This window comes from Kribbella sp. NPDC104740, from assembly GCF_055583505.1.
Genome location: NZ_JBVJNV010000003.1, coordinates 869,345 through 886,564 on the forward strand (window position 1 = coordinate 869,345; position 17,220 = coordinate 886,564).

The window sequence follows — 17,220 nt, forward strand, 5'->3', positions numbered from 1 at the left end:
GGGGTTCGCGCCGGATCCAGCGGTACGCCGTACCGACCTAGTGTCGTGGCGACGGGATCGGGCGGGACGAGGGATGGGAACGGACGATGGCTGACGTCAAGCAGGTCGGAGCGCTGCTGCTGGTGACCGGGATCGGCCTCGCCGTGTGGACGTGGGGTGACAAGCAGGCCGACGACACCCACGAGGTGAGCGACCGGATCGCCACCGTGCAGCTCGACTCACCGAACTCGGACGTGACCGTGAAGGTCTCCGACAGCTCGGAGACGACCGTGCAGGTGAAGCGGAACTACTGGCTGCTCAAGCGCGACGACGGCTTCTCGGTCGACGGGGACACGCTGAAGCTGAACGGCGACTGCGGCTGGCACTGCCGCGCCGACTACATCGTGACCGTGCCGCGCGGGACGAAGATCAGCGGCGACAACGGCAGCGGCGACCTCGCGCTCACCGGGACGGGCGCGGTCGACCTCAAGTCGCGCTCGGGCGAGATCGAACTCGCCGACGTCTCAGGCGACGTGAAGCTCGACCTCACCTCGGGGGACGTGCGGGTCGACCGGCTGAACGGGCGGCTCGACGTGGTCTCCACCTCGGGCGACATCGAGGCCAACGGGCTGAAGGGCGGGCGGGTCAACGTCCGTACGACGTCCGGCGACCTGACGCTGGATCTCGCCGAGGCGAACGACGTCACGGCCGACGTGACGAGCGGCGATGTCGAGGTCAGCGCGCCGAGCGGCGCCTACCGCGTCGAGACGGATACCCGCAGCGGTGAGGTGGAGAACGGCCTCGGGGATGCTCTGCAGGCCGACCACACCATCAAGGCCACGACGGTGTCGGGCGATGTGGAGCTGACGGCCCGGGGCTCGTGAGTCGGCGGCCTCCCGGGCCGCCCCGCTGCCCGGCCCAGCTCCCCGCGGAGCGGGCGAAGTCGGTCGGCGCCGGCGGGGAGCACCGCGCGGACGCCGTACTCGCCGCCGCGCCTGCCGGGCACTCGCCGGGCCGCCCAGGTTTGCCCCCGGGTACCTGGCCTTCGCAAGTGGCGTGATCGACACCCGTCGTTGATGGATTCCGCCCGCGGGCGGGAGTAGCGTCGACAGTGTCGAACGACTTCACGAGGAGGCTCTGATGAGCATCGGTGTGGGGATCTTCCTGATGGTGGTGGGCGCGATCCTCGCGTTCGCCGTCCGCGACTCCTGGGACGCGGTCGACCTGACCGTCGTCGGCTACATCTTCCTGCTCGCCGGAGCACTCGGCATCGTGCTCTCGTTCTACATCACCAACCGCCGGCGCCGGGTCCCGAACGAGTCCCTCGACCCCGCGGTCGAGGAGGAGTACCGCGTCGTGGAGGAACACCACCGCGACATCAAGGAGTAACAGCTCCTACTGGCAACGGCCGGCCCCGGGGTGCTCAGGTGGGCACCACGGGGTCGGCCGTCTGCTCAGTTGGTGGCGCCTGAGAGCACCAGTTCCAAGCGCGTCGGCCCACCAGGGGTGACAACGACCGGGACGCCCCAGTCCTGGCGGTGCATGTGGCAAGCCGGGAATTCCACCGCGTCGGAGTCGTCGCAGGACGCCGCCTGGACGGCGACGTGGAGGACGCCGTCGCCCACCCGCTCGTCGATCACCAACCGGCGCGTCAGGTCGGTGGTGTCACCGGCGCCCTCCCGGAGGAGGTTCTCGGGCGTGGACGAGACCAGCAGGCGCGTCGACGGCCCGTACCGGGTGTCGAGCTTCTGCCCCGGCGGCGGCGTGAAGACGACCTCGAGGGTGACCTCTCCCCCGGCGATCTCCATCGGCGGCCGCTGCGACCGCGTGCTGAACTCGTCGACCTGCGCGGACGCGCCGAGCGGCACCCGGGTCAACCGGTGCGCGGCCGACTCGACGACCAGCAGATCGTTGCCCACGACAACAGCCCCGCTCGGCTCCGCCAGCCCCGTCGCCATCGTTTCGACCAGGTTCTGCCGTACGTCGTACCGCCGCACCGCTCCGTTGTACGTGTCGAGCACCGCGACCGACCCGTCGGGCAGCGCGGTGACGCCGAGCGGGTGCTGCAGCAGCGCCTCCTCGGCCTTGCCGTCGCGCAGCCCGAAGTCGAACAGCCCCGTCCCGACCGCGGTGTGCACCTCGTCGTCGATCCACCGCAGCGCGGAGATCTCCGAGTCCGCGAGCCACAACCGGTCGCCGTCGGCCGCGAGCCCGCTGGTCTGCGCGAACCACGCCTCCTTCAGCGCGCCGTCGCGCAGCCCTTCGTTCGTCGTACCGGCCGCGACCTCGGTGACCCCGGTCAGCGGGTCGAACGTCCACAGCTGGTGCACGCCGGCCATCGCGATCCAGACCTTGTCGTCCCACCACGCGACATCCCACGGCGAGCTGAGGACGTCGGTGCCGTCGCCGTCCATCCACTGCTTGCCGGTGCCGACCAGCGTCCGGGTCTCGCCGGTGCTGAGCGTGATCCCTCGCAGCGCGTGGTTCACGGTGTCGGCGACGACCACGTCGTACCCGACGCGCTTCGCGATCTCGTCTGGGAGCAACGTCAGCCCGTTCGGCTCCGAGTACGACGCGTCCGTCGGCGCGCCGTCGGCGAAGCCCCGGGTCTTGCTGCCGAAGCGGCGTACGACGGTCTGCGCGTCCTCGGCGAGCTCGACGACGCTGTGGTTCCCGGCATCGGCGACCAGGAACCCCTTGCCTGAGGCAATCACCTTGGCGGGAAAGCGCAACTCGGTCGGCTCCGCCACCGGGGCGACGTACGGCGACCGGCCACGAGTCAGCGTGCCCGCCTGCTCGTGCTCGGCGATCAACTCCCCGAGCAGCGCGTCGAGCGCGTGCGCGTGGCCCTCGCCGGAGTACTGGGCGACGATGTAACCGTTCGGGTCGACCAGCACGAGCGTCGGCCAGGCGCGGGCGGTGTAGTTCTGCCAGGTGACGAGCTCAGGATCGTCGAGCACCGGATGCCCGACCTCGTACCGCTCGACGGCCGACCTCACCGCCGCCTCCTCGCCTTCATGCGCGAACTTCGGCGAGTGCACACCGACGATCACCAGCGCGTCGCCGTACTTCTCCTCCAACGGCCGCAACTCGTCGAGCACGTGCAGACAGTTGATGCAGCAGAACGTCCAGAAGTCGAGCAACAGAAACCGCCCCCGGAAGTCCGCGAGCTTCAGCTCGCTCCCTCCGGTGTTCAACCATCCCCGACCCTTGAGCTCCGGCGCGCGCACATGCATGACTCCATTGTCCGCTTGAGCTCAACTGGTACGCCGAGGTGGTCCACCGTGGAGGGTGGTCGCCGCCCACCGGTGACCACCCGACCACGCTCGGCGAGAGCGAACGGGCGGGCCGCGCCGACACCCACCACTGACCAACCCGCCACCGACGCACCTCAGCCGCGACGGCCAAGCGGGGAGCCGCTCCTGTCGCGACCGTTGATCAGTGGTGGATGTCGACGCGACGCTGGCCGAGGCGAGCGGGCGAGGCAAGCAGGCGGCCGGGGCGGGGCTGGCGAGCGGCGGAGCGGACGGGCGGGCGAGGCGCGGCGAGGCGAGGCGGCCGGGTGAGCGGCCGGCGGGCGAGGCGCGCGGGTGAGCGAGCCGCGCCGGTGGACGAGCCACACGGGTGGGCGATCCGCGCGCCGACACCCACCACTGACCAACCCGCCGCCGATGCACCTCAACGGCGACGGCCAGGCGGGGAGCCGTTCCCCTCGCGACCGTTGATCAGTGGTGGATGTCGACGCGACGCCGGCCGAGGCGAGCGGGCGGCCGGGGCGGGGCCGGCGAAACGCGCGGGTGAGCGAGCCGCGCGCCGACACCTACCACTGAACAACCCGCCAGCGACGCACCTCAGCCGCGACGGCCAAGCGGGGAGTCGCTCCCCTTGCGACCGTTGATCAGTGGTGGATGTCGACGCAACGCCGAGCGGGCGAGCGGGTGTGCCGGGCGAGGAGGGGCGGGGCAAGGCGGGCGCGGCCGGGCGGATGAGGCGGGGCGCGGCGGGTAGGCGAGTCAGGCGGACGGGGGGTGGCAGAGCCGGACGGCGAGGTGGGGGGCGGACCGGGTGGGTGCGTGAGCGGAGGCGGGCGATCGCGGCTTGCTCTGCTCGGGCGTGGCGGTCAGGCGGACGCCTTTGGCGAGCGTAGGGCCGACCGTCAGCACCTCGCGCGGGTGGGCGGGGACTCTCGGCGCGGACGTCCATCACCCACTAACCCGCCGATTTCCGTCTGCGCGGGCTCCGCCAGGCGGGGAGTTGTCCCCGCGGCGGCCGTTGGAAGGTGATGGGCGTCCGCCGTGAGGCGTGGTTGAGGGCGTCCGCGCTGAGCTCTGGTGACGGCGATCGCCGGTCAGCCCTGGTTGACGCGTTTCATCACCTCGGTGACCAGGTCGAGGGTGGCGTCGACGGTTGGGAGGGACATGGAGTCGATCAGGAAGTGGTTGATGCCGGTGCGGTCGGCGATCATGCGGATGGTGTCGACGACTTGGGTGGTTGGGGTGCCGGCGACGACGTTGACTCGCAGGACGGTGTCGATCTCCGCGGGGTCGCGGCCGGCTGCGCGGGCGGCGGTGTCGATGGCGGCGCGTTCGGCGAGCAGGAGGTCGACGTTGACGAAGACCGGGACCATGGCCAGCGGCAACCATCCGTTGGCTCGCCGTCCGAGGCGTTCCAGGGAGGCGGGGGCGGATCCGCCGAGGTAGATCGGTGGATGCGGCTGCTGGGCCGGTTTCAGAGGGGCGTGCTGGAGCGGGAGCTCGAGGTGTTTGCCGTGGTACTCGACCGGGTTTTCGGTCCAGAGCAGGTTGAGCACGTCCAGGAGTTCGTCGAGCCGGGCGCCGCGCTGGTGGAAGTCGAGACCAGCCGCTTCGTACTCCTCGGGTGACCAGCCGACGCCGAAGCCCGGGATCAGTCGGCCGCCGCTGACCAGGTCGAGGGTCGTCAGACTTCGTGCGAGCTGCACCGGCGGGTAGAGCGGCGCGATCAGTACATGCGTTCCGAGCTGCACCCGCTCGGTCGCCGCCGCGGCTACCGCGAGCGCGACGAACGGGTCTGCGGCCGTCCAGTACTCGACCGGGATCGTGTTCCCCCGCCCGCCGGCCCCCACTTTCGGGTTCACGGCGGCGAAGTTCCGGTCCCCCACCCAGAGGCTCGCCGCCCCCGCTCGCTCCGCCTCCCGGGCGAACTCCGCCACCCGTCCGACCGCAGGCGCCACGTCCCCGAGCGCCGGCACCGCAAACCCGATCTTCATTCACGCCTCCAGACCCCAACCGACCGTCCCCGCACGACAGCGGCAACACCCGGTCGGCCAGTTGAATCTTCAATTGGAGCCTAGTCCGGTACGCCGCCCGACCCCACATCAGAGCGCGGCGTGCTTGTGCCAGAAACCCGCGGCGCTCAACAACTGCTCGGCGTGGCTAGGCCTCGCTCAACCAGCGGGTGAGCTTCTCCTGCTCGTACGCCGGCATCGGCCAGCTTGCCGTCTCGATCCAGGCGACTGTCCCCAGCCCGCGGACCCGCGGGCCTTCGTACATGCGGAGGACGTCGCCACGCTGGACCATGCGCCAGGTGGGGAAGTGGTCGGGAATCGTGGGGACGAGGACTGCTCGGGTGGATTCGCCGGGCTGGATGTCGGTGGTGGAGAACCCGAGGACCGGGCCGGCGGTCTGTTCACCGGGACCCCACGGCGGCAGCCCCCAGTTGGGGCGATAGGCGAAGCGAGCGGCAGGAGCGTGGCCGCCGGCGAGGGCGCTGTCGCGGCCGCCTTCGGCGGTCGGGACGAGGTGAAGCTCAACACCGATTGCCAACGTGCTGACTGCTTCCATACCTGCAGCGTTCCACACCGGCGCCCACCCGCGGCGTTCCCTACCTCGGGAGGACCAGGGTGTCGGTGAGGAGCTTGGTGGTTTTGCGAAGGGTGGGAGGTGAGGAGGCGAGGTCCGCGGCGAGGGTGTGGGGGGTCATGGGTTCGCCGGGGCCCACCAGGCGGTGGTGGTGGGCGAGATGCCAGACGATGGCTCGGGGCCAGGTGGAGAGGCGGGCCTTGGTGAGGAGGTCGGGGGCCTCTCGGACCAGGCGTTCGGCGATGGCGAAGGCGTCGGGGGCGTAGGGGATGCCCAGGGTTTCGCCCGCCAGGAGCCAGGCGTGGGGGGCCAGGACCGAGAGCGTTGCCGCCTGGGTTTTGTCGAGGCCTTCGAGGTCGGGGCGGGGTGGGGTGCCGAGGCCGGAGAGGGAACGGTAGGCCTCGTCGAGATCGGTGCTGGTTTCGTCGAGGAAGACTCGTTCGCCGGCGATGGGGTCGTCCAACGCTGCTGCTTCCAGGGCGGGGGTCCAGACGTCGACCGCGTCGACGGCTTCTTCGATGGCGTCCAGGTCGAGCTGGGTGCGGTCGCCGGCGAACTGGAGCCAGGCCTTGACGACCGGCGGCACATGGCCGAAGTAGGTGCTGTTGGCAAGGACTTTGCGGGGAAGCCAGTTGGCCAGGAAGAGTTCGACGAGGACGGCGCTGACCCGCAAGGGCCCGCCGACGGTGCGGTCGACGGCGTGGTCGATCCACAGGTGGGCGATGTCGCCGGTGTCGTCGGGCAGACCTTCGGCGTACGGCGACGCGAGGAACTCCTCGACCAGCTGCTCGCGCTGGCGCGGCGACAGCAGGGGACGGATCGGCGGGCGGACCGGACGCTCCGGCAGCTGGGTGAGGCGGTTGACCAGCAAACCCGAGAAGAACTCGAAGTCCTCGGTGACCGGCGGCTCGTCGTGGTCGTGGGTGTAGCCGAGCGCCTGCAGGATGATGCCCGCGGCGGTCGCCGGGCGGACCGTGCGGACGGTGACCCGGCCGCCGCGCTGATAGGCCTCGACGACGCGGTCGACCGGCGGCCCGACGAAGACGTCCTTGGCGATCGCGCCCAGGTTGTTGTCGACGAAGACCACCAGCGTGTGCGGGTGATGCTCGTCGTCGTAGTCCAGGACGACGCTCAACCCGTCGCCGGTCACGTCCTCGGAGACGATCGCGCTGGTCAGCCGGAAACCGGCGATCCGCGACACCCACTCCGGTACGTCGTACTGCGTCCGGCCCCGCGACAGGTGCGCCCGCTGCAACGGCAGCCGGCCCGCGGGGCCGACCGTACGGGCCAGACTCGTCAGCAGGACAAAGGAATCCACGTCGCGGCGTTCGCCGAGGACGCGGGCCGCGTCGGCCCAGAAGAAGCGCTCGACCTCACCGATCTCGTCGGGGCGGCCGGCGGGCCAGAGCTGGTCGGCGAGCAGGGCGGCCGAGCGGGCCACCGAGGCCTCGGCGATCACGGGGTGCAGGGCGGGTGGGGCCGCGGCCAGGTCGAGCAGCAGGGTCTCCTGCAGGGTGTCCAGCACGGCGACGCTCGGCGTGGTGTCGGCGTCGTCGACACCCGCGGTGGGCGGGGGGTTCGGCCCGGGGGTGGAGCCGACCAGCCGCAGGTGGCTGCCGCGTCCGTCCCGGTCTCGTGACTTGGTCACCCTGGCGAGATTACCGCCGAAGCCCACCCTGCCGCAGGGCAGTGCGCGAGTCCTGTGGACAACCTTTACGACACGCCGTCACGTAAGTACTACGGCCCGTGGCTCCACCAGGGGATCCACGGGCCGTACAGAGAAAGGAATCAGCCCTTCAGCGCACCGGCCATCAGCCCGCCGATGAACCAGCGCCCGAGCACGATGTAGACCAGCAGCGTCGGGAACGACGTGATCAGCGCGCCGGCCATCGACGCGGCGTAGTCGACCTTCTGCCCACCGGCCAGCGCGGCCAGGCCGAGCGTGACCGGCCCGTTGTTCTGCTGGGTCAGGAACAGCGCGAACAGGAAGTCGTTCCAGACCGAGGTGAACTGCCAGATCAGCGTCACCACGAAGCCGGAGATCGAGATCGGCAGGATGATCCGCAGGTAGGTCTGGACCAGCCCGGCGCCGTCGACGCGGGCCGACTCGATGATCTCGTTCGGGACCACGGTCGCGTAGTAGTTGCGGAAGATCAGCGTGCAGATCGGGATGCCGTAGATGACGTGGGTGATCAGCAGCGTCGGGATGCCGCGGGTGACGTCCAGGTCCTGGTAGGTCTGGCGCAGCGGCAGCATCACGGCCTGGTACGGGATGAACATCCCGAACAGGATGAACGCGAAGACCAGGTTGGCACCGGGGAAGCGCCAGCGGGCCAGCACGAACCCGTTGGCCGATCCGATCAGCGACGCCAGGATCGCGGCCGGTACGGCGAGCGACAGCGAGCGGACCATGTACGGCTGCAGCACGTCCCAGGCCTTGCGCCAGGGCTCGAGCGTCCAGGTCTCCGGCAGCGACCACTGCGCGGCGGCGGTGGTGTCCTGCGAGGTCTTGAAGCTGGTGATCAGTACGACGTACACCGGTGTCAGCACGAACAGCAGGAAGAGCACCAGCAGCACGTACCGCACGGTCCGGCTGGTCCGGGTGGAGCCGTCGCTGACCGCGTTGCGCCGCGGCTTGTTGCGGACCGCGGCGGCAGCCTTGCCGGTCGCCTGACCGGCCTCGACGACGCTCATTCTTCGCTCTCCTGCCGGACGGTGTACGCGACGTACGGGATGACGAGGACAGCGACGACGGCCAGCAGCACGATCGCGATCGCGGCCGCCTTGGCCATGTCACTGCGCAGCAAGGTGTTCCACATGTAGACCGACGGCACTTCGGTGCGGAACTGGTTCGGCCCGGTGATCGCGTAGATCAGGTCGAACAGCTTCAGCGACATGTGGCCGAGGATGATCAGCGCGGACAGCGCGATCGGCGACAGCTGCGGGAACAGCACGTGCCGGTAGAGCTTGAACTCCGAGGCGCCGTCGACCCGCGCGGCCTCGCGGAGCTCCGGCGGGATGCCGCGGAAGCCGGCCAGGAACAGCGCCATGATGTAGCCGGACAGCTGCCAGACCGCGGGCAGCGCGATGGACGCCATCGTCGTCCATCGCGACCCCGCGGTCCACCAGGGGTTCTCCAGGAAGTTCAGGTGCAGGATCGAGAACAGCCGGTTCAGGCCGCGCGCGTCGTCGCCCTGGGACGGGTTCAGCAACCAGCCCCAGACGACACCGGACGCGATCATCGACACCGCCATCGGGAACAGGAAGACCGAGCGGAAGACGCTCTCGCCCGGGACCCCCTTCTCCAGCAGCAGTGCCCAGAGCAGGCCGAAGATCAGCGTGCCCACGATGAACGCCACCGTGAGCACGCCGAGGTTCTTCAGCGAGTTGAGGAACCGTTCCTCACCGAACAGGTTGACGTAGTTCTCGAAGCCGACGTGGTTCGTCGGCACCGGCCGGGCGTTGTGCTTGTCCGTCAGCGACGTGTTGAACGTCCAGGCGATCAGCCCGTAGACGAAGTACCCGAGCAGCAGGACCGTGGGCACCAGTACCAGTGCCCCCGGTCCCCAGGTACGGATCCTTCCGTGCATGAGACTCAGGACTCCGAATCGTTGGTCGGCCGGTTGAGAGCTAGGTCAGGATCAGTTCGGCTTGGCGGCCGCGACGAGTGCCTTCTGCAGTACGCCGACGTCCATGCCGCTGCTGAACTGACCCATCGCGGACAGGATCGAGTCGTTCTGGCCGAGCGTGCACGCGGCACCGTGGGCGCAGGACGGGACGATCTTGTTCGCCTTCCAGTCCGCCATCGCGGACTGCTGGTACTTCGGGTAGTCGGTCACGACGGCGTCGGAACGCGCCGGGATCGAGCCCTTCTTGGTGTTGAACGCCTTCTGGCCCTCGGCCGAACCGACGACCTTCAGCCAGCACTTGGCGCCCTCGGGCGTCTGGCCGTTGGTCGGCAGCGTGAACGAGTCGGCCAGGTACTGGAAGTTGCCCTGGGTGCCCGGCGCCGGCCAGTAGGTGTACGCCGAGTCCGGCACCTTGTCGGCGAGCTGCTGGGCCGCGACCCAGTCACCCATCACCGTGTACGCCGCCTGGCCCTTGTTCACGTACTGCAGCGCGTCCGGCCAGTCGATCGCCTCGCGGTCGGCGTTGCTGAACGACAGGATCTTCTTGAACTTCTCCAGCGCGGCGGTGACGTCGGCGCCGGCCATGTCGGTCTGACCGTTCCACAGGCCGGTGAACTTGTCCGGGCCGAGCTCGGCGAGCAGCACGACCTCCATCACCATCTCCTCGGCGAAGCCCTTGGAGGTGGCCAGCGGAGCCTTGACCCCGGCCGCCTTCAGCTTCTCCATGTCGGCGATCCAGGCGTCGACCGAGGCCGGGGCCTTGGTGGCGTCCAGGTTCGCCTTCTTCAGCACCGCGGGGCTGGTCCAGACGACGTTGGCGCGGTGCACGTTGGCCGGCACCGAGTAGATCTTGCCGTCGACGGTCAGGTTGTCGATCAGGCTCTGCGGGAAGGCCTTGTCGAGGCCGAACTCCTTGTAGAGGTCGCTGACGTCGTCGACCTGGCCGTTCTTGATGTAGTCGCCCAGCTCGGCGCCGGCGTGCGCCTGGAAGGTCGCCGGCGGCTTGCCCGCGGCCAGGTCGTTGGCCAGCACCTGCTTGGCGTTCGAGCCGGCGCCACCGGCGACGGCGGAGTTGACGAACTTGTAGTCCTTGCACTCGGTGCCGAACGTCGAGACGAGTCCGTCCAGCCCGGCCTTCTCGCCGCCGTCGGCCCACCAGGTGAAGACGGTGACGTCCTTGCTCGCCGAGTCGCCGCTGCCGCCACCGTCGTCGCTGTTCCCGCAGGCACTGACCGCGAGAAGACCCACGGCACCCAGCGCCGCTACGGTCTTGCTCCAACCACCACGCATTTTCTTTCTCCGATCAGTTCGTGGAGCGGTCCTTGACGGGCCAACTCTGGGCACCGCCGTCCTGGGGTGTCAACGTTCCACCCCAGCAAGTTGTGCACATGTGACACCTTTTGTCCGAATGTGTAGGTCAGGGCCACAGAAGGGTCTTGACCGCTCGCCGTTCGTGCATCGAAAGGTAGCCCTCGGCCACCTGTTCGAGCGGGAGCTGCTGGTCGAACACGAGTCCCGGGTTGATCTCCCCCGCCAGTACGTCGGCCATCAGCTCCGGCAGGTACGCGCGCACCGGCGCCACCCCGCCGGCCAGCCCGACGTTCTTGCTGAACATCTTCCGGATCGGCACCTCGACCCCGTGCGGTACGCCGACGAACCCGACCGTCGCACCGGCCCGCGCGATCTCGAACGCGGTCGTGAACGACTGGTCGGTGCCCACACACTCCAGGACGGCGTCCGCCCCGACCCCGTCGGTCAGCTCCAGCACCGCGTCCCGCGCGCCGTCGCCGCGCTCGGCCACGATGTGCGTCGCACCGAACGTGGTGGCAAGTTCTTGCCGACTCTGATGCCGCGACAAGGCAACGACTTTCTCCGCGCCCATCCGGGCCGCGGCCAGTACGCCGCACAGCCCGACCGCGCCGTCGCCGACCACCACGACGGTGTCGCCGGGCTTCACCCGGGCCGCGCGGGCCGCGTGCCAGCCGGTGCCCATCACGTCGGACAGCGTCAGCAGCGACGGGATCAGCGCGTCGTCCGGTACGCCGGGCGTCGCGACCAGCGTGCCGTCGGCGTACGGGACCTTGGCGTACTCGCCCTGGCCGCCGTCGGCGCGGTCGCTGCTGATCCCGACCAGGTTCTGGCAGACCGACTGGTAGCCGGCCAGACAGTTCGGGCAGGTGCCGTCGCTGGCCACGAAGGGGGTGATCACGAAGTCGCCGGGTTTCACGGTGCGGACCTCGGGGCCGACCTCCTCGACGATGCCGACGTACTCGTGCCCGATCCGGCTGCCGGGCTTGATCTTGTTCTCACCGCGGTACGACCACAGGTCGGAGCCGCAGATGCACCCGGCGACGATCTTCACCACCGCGTCGGTCGGGTCGACGATCACCGGGTCCGGGACCTCGCTGAGCCGGACGTCGAAGGGGGCGTGGATCGTGGTGGCTCGCATGTCCGCAGCATAGGCCCGGACCCTGACGGGTCAGAGGACGGTGTAGCGGCCACGCCGGTGGACCAGCGGTGGTACGTCGTCCGCGAGCAGCTCGACGTGCTCGATGGCCAGCTGGACCTGCAGCGACCAGCCGGCTTCGGGCGGGTCCTCGGTGACCAGGCGGCAGCCGGCCCAGGCGCTGACGCCGACCGGCGCCGGGCCCCAGTCGGTGTCGGTCCACTCCAGCATCCGGAACGGGCCGCCGGGTGCGGGCGCGACGTACCCGAAGGCGTCGGCGAGCTGCTGGTGCGGCCCGCCGAGCAGCCCGACCACGGCGGTCTTTGCCTGCCGCAACGTTTCCCAGAGGTCGGAGTCCGGGTCGATCAGCCCGACCACGACCCCGGGGTCGCCGTCGCCGACCACCATCGAGGACACGGTCAGCCCGGCCCGCTTCCCGGCGTACGCCGAGGTCCAGAGCCCGACCGGTGACGCTAGCCGCCCGCGAAAGCGCCGGACCGGGCTCCGGTCGCCTTCCGCGGGCAGGAACGGGTGGTCGCCATGGATGGTCACCAAGTCAGCGTACGGCGGTGACCTTTTCGGGCAGCGAGTACTGCTCGATCGGGCGGCTGACCAGGCCGCTCGCCCCGCGCACCTCGGCGACCTTGCCGTCGGCATCGAACTCGAACCGCAGGTCCTCGCCGTAGCCGCCGTAGCCGGAGCCGCTCGTCACCCGGAGCGCGCTGTCACCGGACGGCGACAAAAGGATCGGCTCGGCCGTCGGGTCGGCCGCGGTCGGGTCGATCTGGTAGAGCCGCCCACCGAGCAGCGCGATGTCCGTCACGCCCCACAGGTTCGCGAACCGGCCGGTGAACCGGGCCAGGTCGCCCTCGCCACGCTCCTTCGACACCGCCAGGTCGATCAGCTTCAGCACGCCCTCGGCCAGCTGCGCGGCCGGGCCGTCGATCGCGTTGGTCAGGACCGCCACCGCGACCCGCCGTTCGGCGTCGACCATCGAGCGGGTGATGTGTCCGGGGTAGCCGCCGCCGTGCCCGAAGACGTCGCGCTTGGCGACCTGGTTGATCATCAGGCCGAGCCCGTACTTCGGCCCGTCCTCCTCCATCGTCCGCCACAGCCCGTGCTGCATCTGCCGCTTCGAGGCGTCGCTGAGCAGCCGCTCGTCGCCCTTCAGGTGCGCCGACCAGTAGCTGACCAGGTCGTGCGCGGTGCCGTAGAAGCCGGTCGCGGCGGCGAGCGCCCGGGTGTCGACGTGCTCGATCGGCACCCGCTGGTCGGCGTACGCGTAGGCGCTGTAGCCGACGGCGTACTCCGTGCTGCGCGCCGGGTCGAGCTCCGGCCCGAGGCCGGCCAGGCCGAGCTTGTTCACGACGGCGGTCTGCACGTGCTCGTTGTACGACGTACCGGTGACCGCCTCGATCACCAGCCCGAGCAGCCCGAAGCCGATGTTGCTGTACTTGAACCGGTCGTTGTCCTCGAGCACCGCCGACGTGTCCGCCCGCAGCACGGCGAGCAGGTGCTCGCGGTCCGGGAACGGCGTCGCGAGCTGCCAGAAGTCGGCCTCCAGGCTGTCCCGGGTGACGCCGCCGGCGTGGCTGAGCAGGTCGCGCAGCGTGCGCTCACCGAGCGGCGTCCCGACGATCTCGGTGACGTGCGCCGACGCCTTGTCGTCGAGCCGCAGCCGGCCCTGCTCGACCAGCTGCAGCACGGCCGTCGCGGTGAACGTCTTGGAGTGCGACGCGATCCGGAACAGGTGGTCGGTGGTGAGCGCGACGCCGCCCTCGACGTCGGCCGAGCCGTACGCCGAGGAGAACGCGACGCGCTCCCCGGCGTACACGGCAGCCTGGACCCCGGGGACCCGCTGGTAGCGCTGGTTGAACGCCAGCCAGCTGTCGTAGTACTCGAGGACTTCGGTCAGAGAGCGGTCATCCACAGGGTTAGGCATGCCGCCTAGATTGAATGACGCGGAAGCGACTCGCAACGTAGGCGCCGTCGGTGTACGTGGCGTTGGCGGCCGGATTCGCTCCGGTGCCGTGGAAGTCGCTGAACGCGGCCGACTGGTTCACGAAGACCTGGCCGGTCAGGTTCTCCGACAGCGCGACGCCGACGTCCAGCGCGGTGTCGCGGGCCAGCTCCAGCACGCCGGAGTCGGTCGAGTAGATCCCGGCGGTCATCGCGCCGCCCTCGGCGACCGTACGGCCGAACAGCGCGATCGACTCCTTGGTGTCCGCGGTCCGGACCAGGAACGAGACCGGCCCGAAGCACTCCTTGGCGAAGACGCCCTCGTCCTTGGCGTCGACCGCGACCAGCAGCGGCGTGCGGACCACCGCGTCCTCGTACGCCGGGTGCTTGATCGCCCGCGACTGCAGCACGACGTCGCCGTACTCGTCGGCCAGTTCGAGCCGGCTGATCACGGCCTGGTTCACGATCCCGCCGAGGATCTCGACCGCGCGGGCGTCGTCGCCGAGCAGCTTGCCGATCGCGGTCGCGATCCCGGCGCCGACCTCGTCGAACGACTTGTGCCCCTCGTCGGTCTCGATGCCGCCGGCCGGGACGAACAGGTTCTGGGTGGTGGTGCACATCTGGCCGGAGTACAGGGAGAGCGTGAAGGCCAGGTTGTTGCAGAGCGCCTTGAACGAGTCGGTCGAGTCGATGATCACCGCGTTCACGCCGGCCTTCTCGGTGAACACCGTGGCCTGGGTCGCGTTCTGCTCCAGCCACTCGCCGAACTCGCTGCCGCCGGTGAAGTCGATCAGCTTCACCTCGGGGCGCTGTGCGAGCGGCTTGGCCAGGCCGTCGCCGGGGCGCTCGGCGACCAGGGTGACCAGGTTCGGGTCGAGCCCGGCCTCGGTGAGCACCTCGCGGCAGACGTCGACGGTGATCGCCAGCGGCAGCACGGCCAGCGGGTGCGGCTTCACCACGACGGCGTTGCCGGTGACCAGCGAGGCGAACAGGCCGGGCCAGGAGTTCCAGGTCGGGAACGTGTTGCAGCCGATCACCAGCGCGACGCCGCGGCCGGTGACGGTGAAGTTCTTGGTCATCCGGATCGGGTCGCCCTTGGCCGGCTTCTCCCAGACCGCCTCGGCCGGGTACCGGTTCATCTCCTCGTACGCGTAGGCGACGGCCTCGAGCGCGCGGTCCAGCGCGTGCGCACCGCCGGCCTGGAACGCCATCACGAACGCCTGGCCGCTGGTGTGCTGGACGGCGTTGGCGAGCTCGAAGACGCGCTTGTGCAGCCGGTCGAGGATCTCCAGCGCGACGCCGGTCCGGCCGTCGATGCCGGCCTTGCGCCAGTCGGTCAGCCCGGCCTGGGCCGCGGCGAGCAGCTCGTCGAGGCCGCTCTCGGTGGTCCGCGGGTACTCGACGTTCAGCTCGATCCCGAACGGCGACTGCTCGGTGACCACCGATCCGTTCGCGCCCGGGGTGGCCAGGGCGTACTCCTGGCCGAGATGCTGCTCGAAGGCGGCCTTGCCGTCGGCCGCGGCGGTCTCGCCGTACACGCGCGGGCTCGGCGACTCGGGGAAGGCGGAGAAGTAGCCACGGCTGCGGATCGCGGCCAGCGCCCCGTCGAGGCGGTCGCGGTGGGTGGCGAGCCAGTCGGTCGATGTCATCGGGTGCGCTCCAAGCTGAGGTGGTCGACGAGGCTGATGTTACAGTCGGCAGACGAATCGGCGATAGGGTGTAACAGCATGGGTGAGGGCATCGGCGAGGATCTGCCGTCCCGGGTGGCGGCCGCACTGTGGGCCGAGGACACCGCGAGTGCGATGCTCGGAATGCGCCTGATCGAGGTCGGAACCGGCACGGCGCGTCTGGAGATGACGGTGCGCGACGACATGGTGAACGGCCACGGTATCGCCCACGGCGGCTTCGTCTTCACGCTCGCCGACTCCGCGTTCGCGTTCGCCTGCAACTCGCGCAACCTGGTCACCGTCGCGCAGGCCTGCGACATCGTCTTCGTCGCGGCCGCCCGGCGCGGTGACGTGCTGGTCGCGGAGGCGCGCGAGCGGACGGCGTACGGGCGGAACGGGATCTACGACGTGACCGTCACCCGCGGCGACGAGGTGGTCGCCGAGTTCCGCGGCCGCAGCCGCCAACTGTCCGGAACCGTCATCGAGGAGTCCGAATGACCCGCACCGCCTACCTTGTCGACGGCGTCCGCACCCCGATCGGCCGGTACGGCGGCGCGCTGGCCGCGGTCCGGCCCGACGATCTCGCGGCGGGGGCGATCCGGGCTCTGCTGGCCAAGCACCCGTCGCTCGACCCCGCGGCGATCGACGACGTCGTGCTCGGCTGCGCGAACCAGGCCGGGGAGGACAACCGGAACGTCGCGCGGATGGCCGTGCTGCTGGCGGGTCTGCCGGAGAGCGTGCCCGGGTCGACGATCAACCGGCTCTGCGGTTCCGGGCTGGACGCGGTCGCGTCGGCGGCCCGGTCGATCGTTGCCGGTGACAACGACATGGTGATCGCCGGTGGCGTCGAGTCGATGTCGCGGGCGCCGTTCGTGATGCCCAAGGCGACCTCGGCGTACTCGCGGTCTGCGGAGATCTTCGACACCACGATCGGCTGGCGGTTCGTCAACCCGGTGCTGAAGAAGCAGTACGGGATCGACTCGATGCCGGAGACCGCGGAGAACGTCGCCGCCGACTTCGGGATCGGCCGCGAGGACCAGGACCTGTTCGCGCTGCGCAGCCAGCAGCGCGCGGCCAAGGCGATCGCGAACGGCCGGCTGGCCGAGGAGATCGTCGCCGTCGAGGTCCCCGGCAAGCGTGGCGCGGTGACCGTCGTCGACACCGACGAGCACCCGCGCGAGACCTCGCTGGAAGCCCTTGCGGGCTTGAAGACCCCGTTCCGCGACCCGGGCACGGTCACCGCCGGCAACGCCTCCGGCGTGAACGACGGCGCGGCCGCGCTGCTGGTGATGAGCGGCGAGGCCGTCGAGCGGCTCGGCGTCACCCCACTGGCCCGCATCGTCGGTACGGCGGCCGCCGGTGTCCCGCCGCGGATCATGGGGATCGGGCCCGCGCCCGCGACCCGCAAGCTGCTCGACCGGACCGGAGTCGCGCTCGCCGATGTCGGCGTGGTCGAGCTGAACGAGGCGTTCGCGGCGCAGTCGCTCGCCGTACTGCGTGAGCTCGGGCTGCCCGACGACGCCGAGCACGTCAACCCGAACGGCGGCGCCATCGCCCTGGGTCACCCCCTGGGGATGTCCGGTGCCCGCCTCGCGCTGACCGCCGCCCTGGAGCTTCGCCACCGCGACGCCGGGTACGCGCTGACCACCATGTGCATCGGCGTCGGGCAGGGGATCGCCACCTTGCTCGCCCGACCGTAG

The 17,220-nt window shown here is 70.3% G+C and carries 15 protein-coding genes; 4 read left to right on the top strand and 11 right to left on the bottom strand.

Features of this window, described 5'->3' with window-relative positions; all coding sequences use genetic code 11:
• The first annotated feature begins 86 nt into the window (after positions 1–86).
• Together ACZ6Z4_RS20250 and ACZ6Z4_RS20255 are read left to right on the top strand one after the other, a co-directional pair.
• Entirely contained in the window at positions 87–863 is a 777-nt protein-coding gene (locus ACZ6Z4_RS20250; RefSeq protein ID WP_465566285.1) for a DUF4097 family beta strand repeat-containing protein, read from the top strand.
• A gap of 256 nt (positions 864–1,119) precedes the next feature.
• A complete protein-coding gene (locus ACZ6Z4_RS20255; protein WP_363669960.1) occupies positions 1,120–1,368 on the top strand; it encodes a DUF6458 family protein in 249 nt (82 codons plus the stop codon).
• Between the two features lie 65 nt (positions 1,369–1,433).
• Here the strand turns inward: ACZ6Z4_RS20255 and ACZ6Z4_RS20260 are convergent, their stop codons facing one another.
• The 11 genes from ACZ6Z4_RS20260 to paaN all read right to left on the bottom strand — a co-directional run bounded on the left by ACZ6Z4_RS20260 (position 1,434) and on the right by paaN (position 15,502).
• Complete coding sequence (locus ACZ6Z4_RS20260) at positions 1,434–3,215, bottom strand: NHL domain-containing thioredoxin family protein (RefSeq protein ID WP_465566289.1); 1,782 nt, start codon at positions 3,213–3,215, stop codon at positions 1,434–1,436.
• A gap of 1,112 nt (positions 3,216–4,327) precedes the next feature.
• Positions 4,328–5,227, bottom strand: coding sequence for a TIGR03619 family F420-dependent LLM class oxidoreductase (locus ACZ6Z4_RS20265; protein ID WP_465566292.1), 900 nt, complete (start codon positions 5,225–5,227; stop codon positions 4,328–4,330).
• 166 nt (positions 5,228–5,393) lie between these two features.
• Entirely contained in the window at positions 5,394–5,801 is a 408-nt protein-coding gene (locus ACZ6Z4_RS20270) for a hypothetical protein (RefSeq protein ID WP_465566295.1), read from the bottom strand.
• Between the two features lie 40 nt (positions 5,802–5,841).
• A complete protein-coding gene (locus ACZ6Z4_RS20275) occupies positions 5,842–7,467 on the bottom strand; it encodes a hypothetical protein (RefSeq protein WP_465566298.1) in 1,626 nt (541 codons plus the stop codon).
• Positions 7,468–7,607: 140 nt separating this feature from the next.
• Positions 7,608–8,513, bottom strand: a complete 906-nt coding sequence (locus ACZ6Z4_RS20280) for a carbohydrate ABC transporter permease (protein ID WP_363669970.1) — start codon at positions 8,511–8,513, stop codon at positions 7,608–7,610.
• Positions 8,510–9,409 (bottom strand): carbohydrate ABC transporter permease, encoded by a 900-nt coding sequence (locus ACZ6Z4_RS20285; RefSeq protein WP_465566305.1) that lies wholly within the window; start codon positions 9,407–9,409, stop codon positions 8,510–8,512. The genes ACZ6Z4_RS20280 and ACZ6Z4_RS20285 overlap by 4 nt, the downstream gene beginning before the upstream one ends.
• A gap of 51 nt (positions 9,410–9,460) precedes the next feature.
• Positions 9,461–10,696 (bottom strand): ABC transporter substrate-binding protein, encoded by a 1,236-nt coding sequence (locus tag ACZ6Z4_RS20290; RefSeq protein ID WP_465566311.1) that lies wholly within the window; start codon positions 10,694–10,696, stop codon positions 9,461–9,463.
• 169 nt (positions 10,697–10,865) lie between these two features.
• On the bottom strand, positions 10,866–11,897 hold the full coding sequence (locus tag ACZ6Z4_RS20295; RefSeq protein WP_465566314.1) for a zinc-dependent alcohol dehydrogenase family protein: 1,032 nt from the start codon (positions 11,895–11,897) through the stop codon (positions 10,866–10,868).
• 30 nt (positions 11,898–11,927) lie between these two features.
• On the bottom strand, positions 11,928–12,446 hold the full coding sequence (locus ACZ6Z4_RS20300; RefSeq protein WP_465566317.1) for a flavin reductase family protein: 519 nt from the start codon (positions 12,444–12,446) through the stop codon (positions 11,928–11,930).
• A gap of 4 nt (positions 12,447–12,450) precedes the next feature.
• Positions 12,451–13,836, bottom strand: a complete 1,386-nt coding sequence (locus ACZ6Z4_RS20305; protein ID WP_465566320.1) for a serine hydrolase — start codon at positions 13,834–13,836, stop codon at positions 12,451–12,453.
• A complete protein-coding gene (gene paaN, locus ACZ6Z4_RS20310) occupies positions 13,829–15,502 on the bottom strand; it encodes a phenylacetic acid degradation protein PaaN (RefSeq protein ID WP_465566323.1) in 1,674 nt (557 codons plus the stop codon). The genes ACZ6Z4_RS20305 and paaN overlap by 8 nt, the downstream gene beginning before the upstream one ends.
• A 78-nt stretch (positions 15,503–15,580) precedes the next feature.
• On the opposite strand from paaN, the gene paaI reads away from it, so the two are divergent.
• A complete protein-coding gene (gene paaI, locus ACZ6Z4_RS20315; RefSeq protein WP_465566326.1) occupies positions 15,581–16,018 on the top strand; it encodes a hydroxyphenylacetyl-CoA thioesterase PaaI in 438 nt (145 codons plus the stop codon).
• Positions 16,015–17,220: a 3-oxoadipyl-CoA thiolase gene (gene pcaF, locus ACZ6Z4_RS20320; RefSeq protein WP_465566328.1), complete on the top strand. Its 1,206-nt coding sequence runs from the start codon at positions 16,015–16,017 to the stop codon at positions 17,218–17,220. Before paaI ends, pcaF begins: the two co-directional genes overlap by 4 nt.

Coding starts and splice junctions, on each gene's coding strand:
- pcaF (WP_465566328.1), top strand. CDS start 16,015: ATGACCCGCACCGCCTACCTTGTCGACGGCGTCCGCACCCCGATCGGC.
- ACZ6Z4_RS20270 (WP_465566295.1), bottom strand. CDS start 5,801: ATGGAAGCAGTCAGCACGTTGGCAATCGGTGTTGAGCTTCACCTCGTC.
- ACZ6Z4_RS20295 (WP_465566314.1), bottom strand. CDS start 11,897: ATGCGAGCCACCACGATCCACGCCCCCTTCGACGTCCGGCTCAGCGAG.
- paaN (WP_465566323.1), bottom strand. CDS start 15,502: ATGACATCGACCGACTGGCTCGCCACCCACCGCGACCGCCTCGACGGG.
- ACZ6Z4_RS20285 (WP_465566305.1), bottom strand. CDS start 9,409: ATGCACGGAAGGATCCGTACCTGGGGACCGGGGGCACTGGTACTGGTG.
- ACZ6Z4_RS20265 (WP_465566292.1), bottom strand. CDS start 5,227: ATGAAGATCGGGTTTGCGGTGCCGGCGCTCGGGGACGTGGCGCCTGCG.
- ACZ6Z4_RS20255 (WP_363669960.1), top strand. CDS start 1,120: ATGAGCATCGGTGTGGGGATCTTCCTGATGGTGGTGGGCGCGATCCTC.
- ACZ6Z4_RS20280 (WP_363669970.1), bottom strand. CDS start 8,513: ATGAGCGTCGTCGAGGCCGGTCAGGCGACCGGCAAGGCTGCCGCCGCG.
- ACZ6Z4_RS20250 (WP_465566285.1), top strand. CDS start 87: ATGGCTGACGTCAAGCAGGTCGGAGCGCTGCTGCTGGTGACCGGGATC.
- paaI (WP_465566326.1), top strand. CDS start 15,581: ATGGGTGAGGGCATCGGCGAGGATCTGCCGTCCCGGGTGGCGGCCGCA.
- ACZ6Z4_RS20305 (WP_465566320.1), bottom strand. CDS start 13,836: ATGCCTAACCCTGTGGATGACCGCTCTCTGACCGAAGTCCTCGAGTAC.
- ACZ6Z4_RS20260 (WP_465566289.1), bottom strand. CDS start 3,215: ATGCATGTGCGCGCGCCGGAGCTCAAGGGTCGGGGATGGTTGAACACC.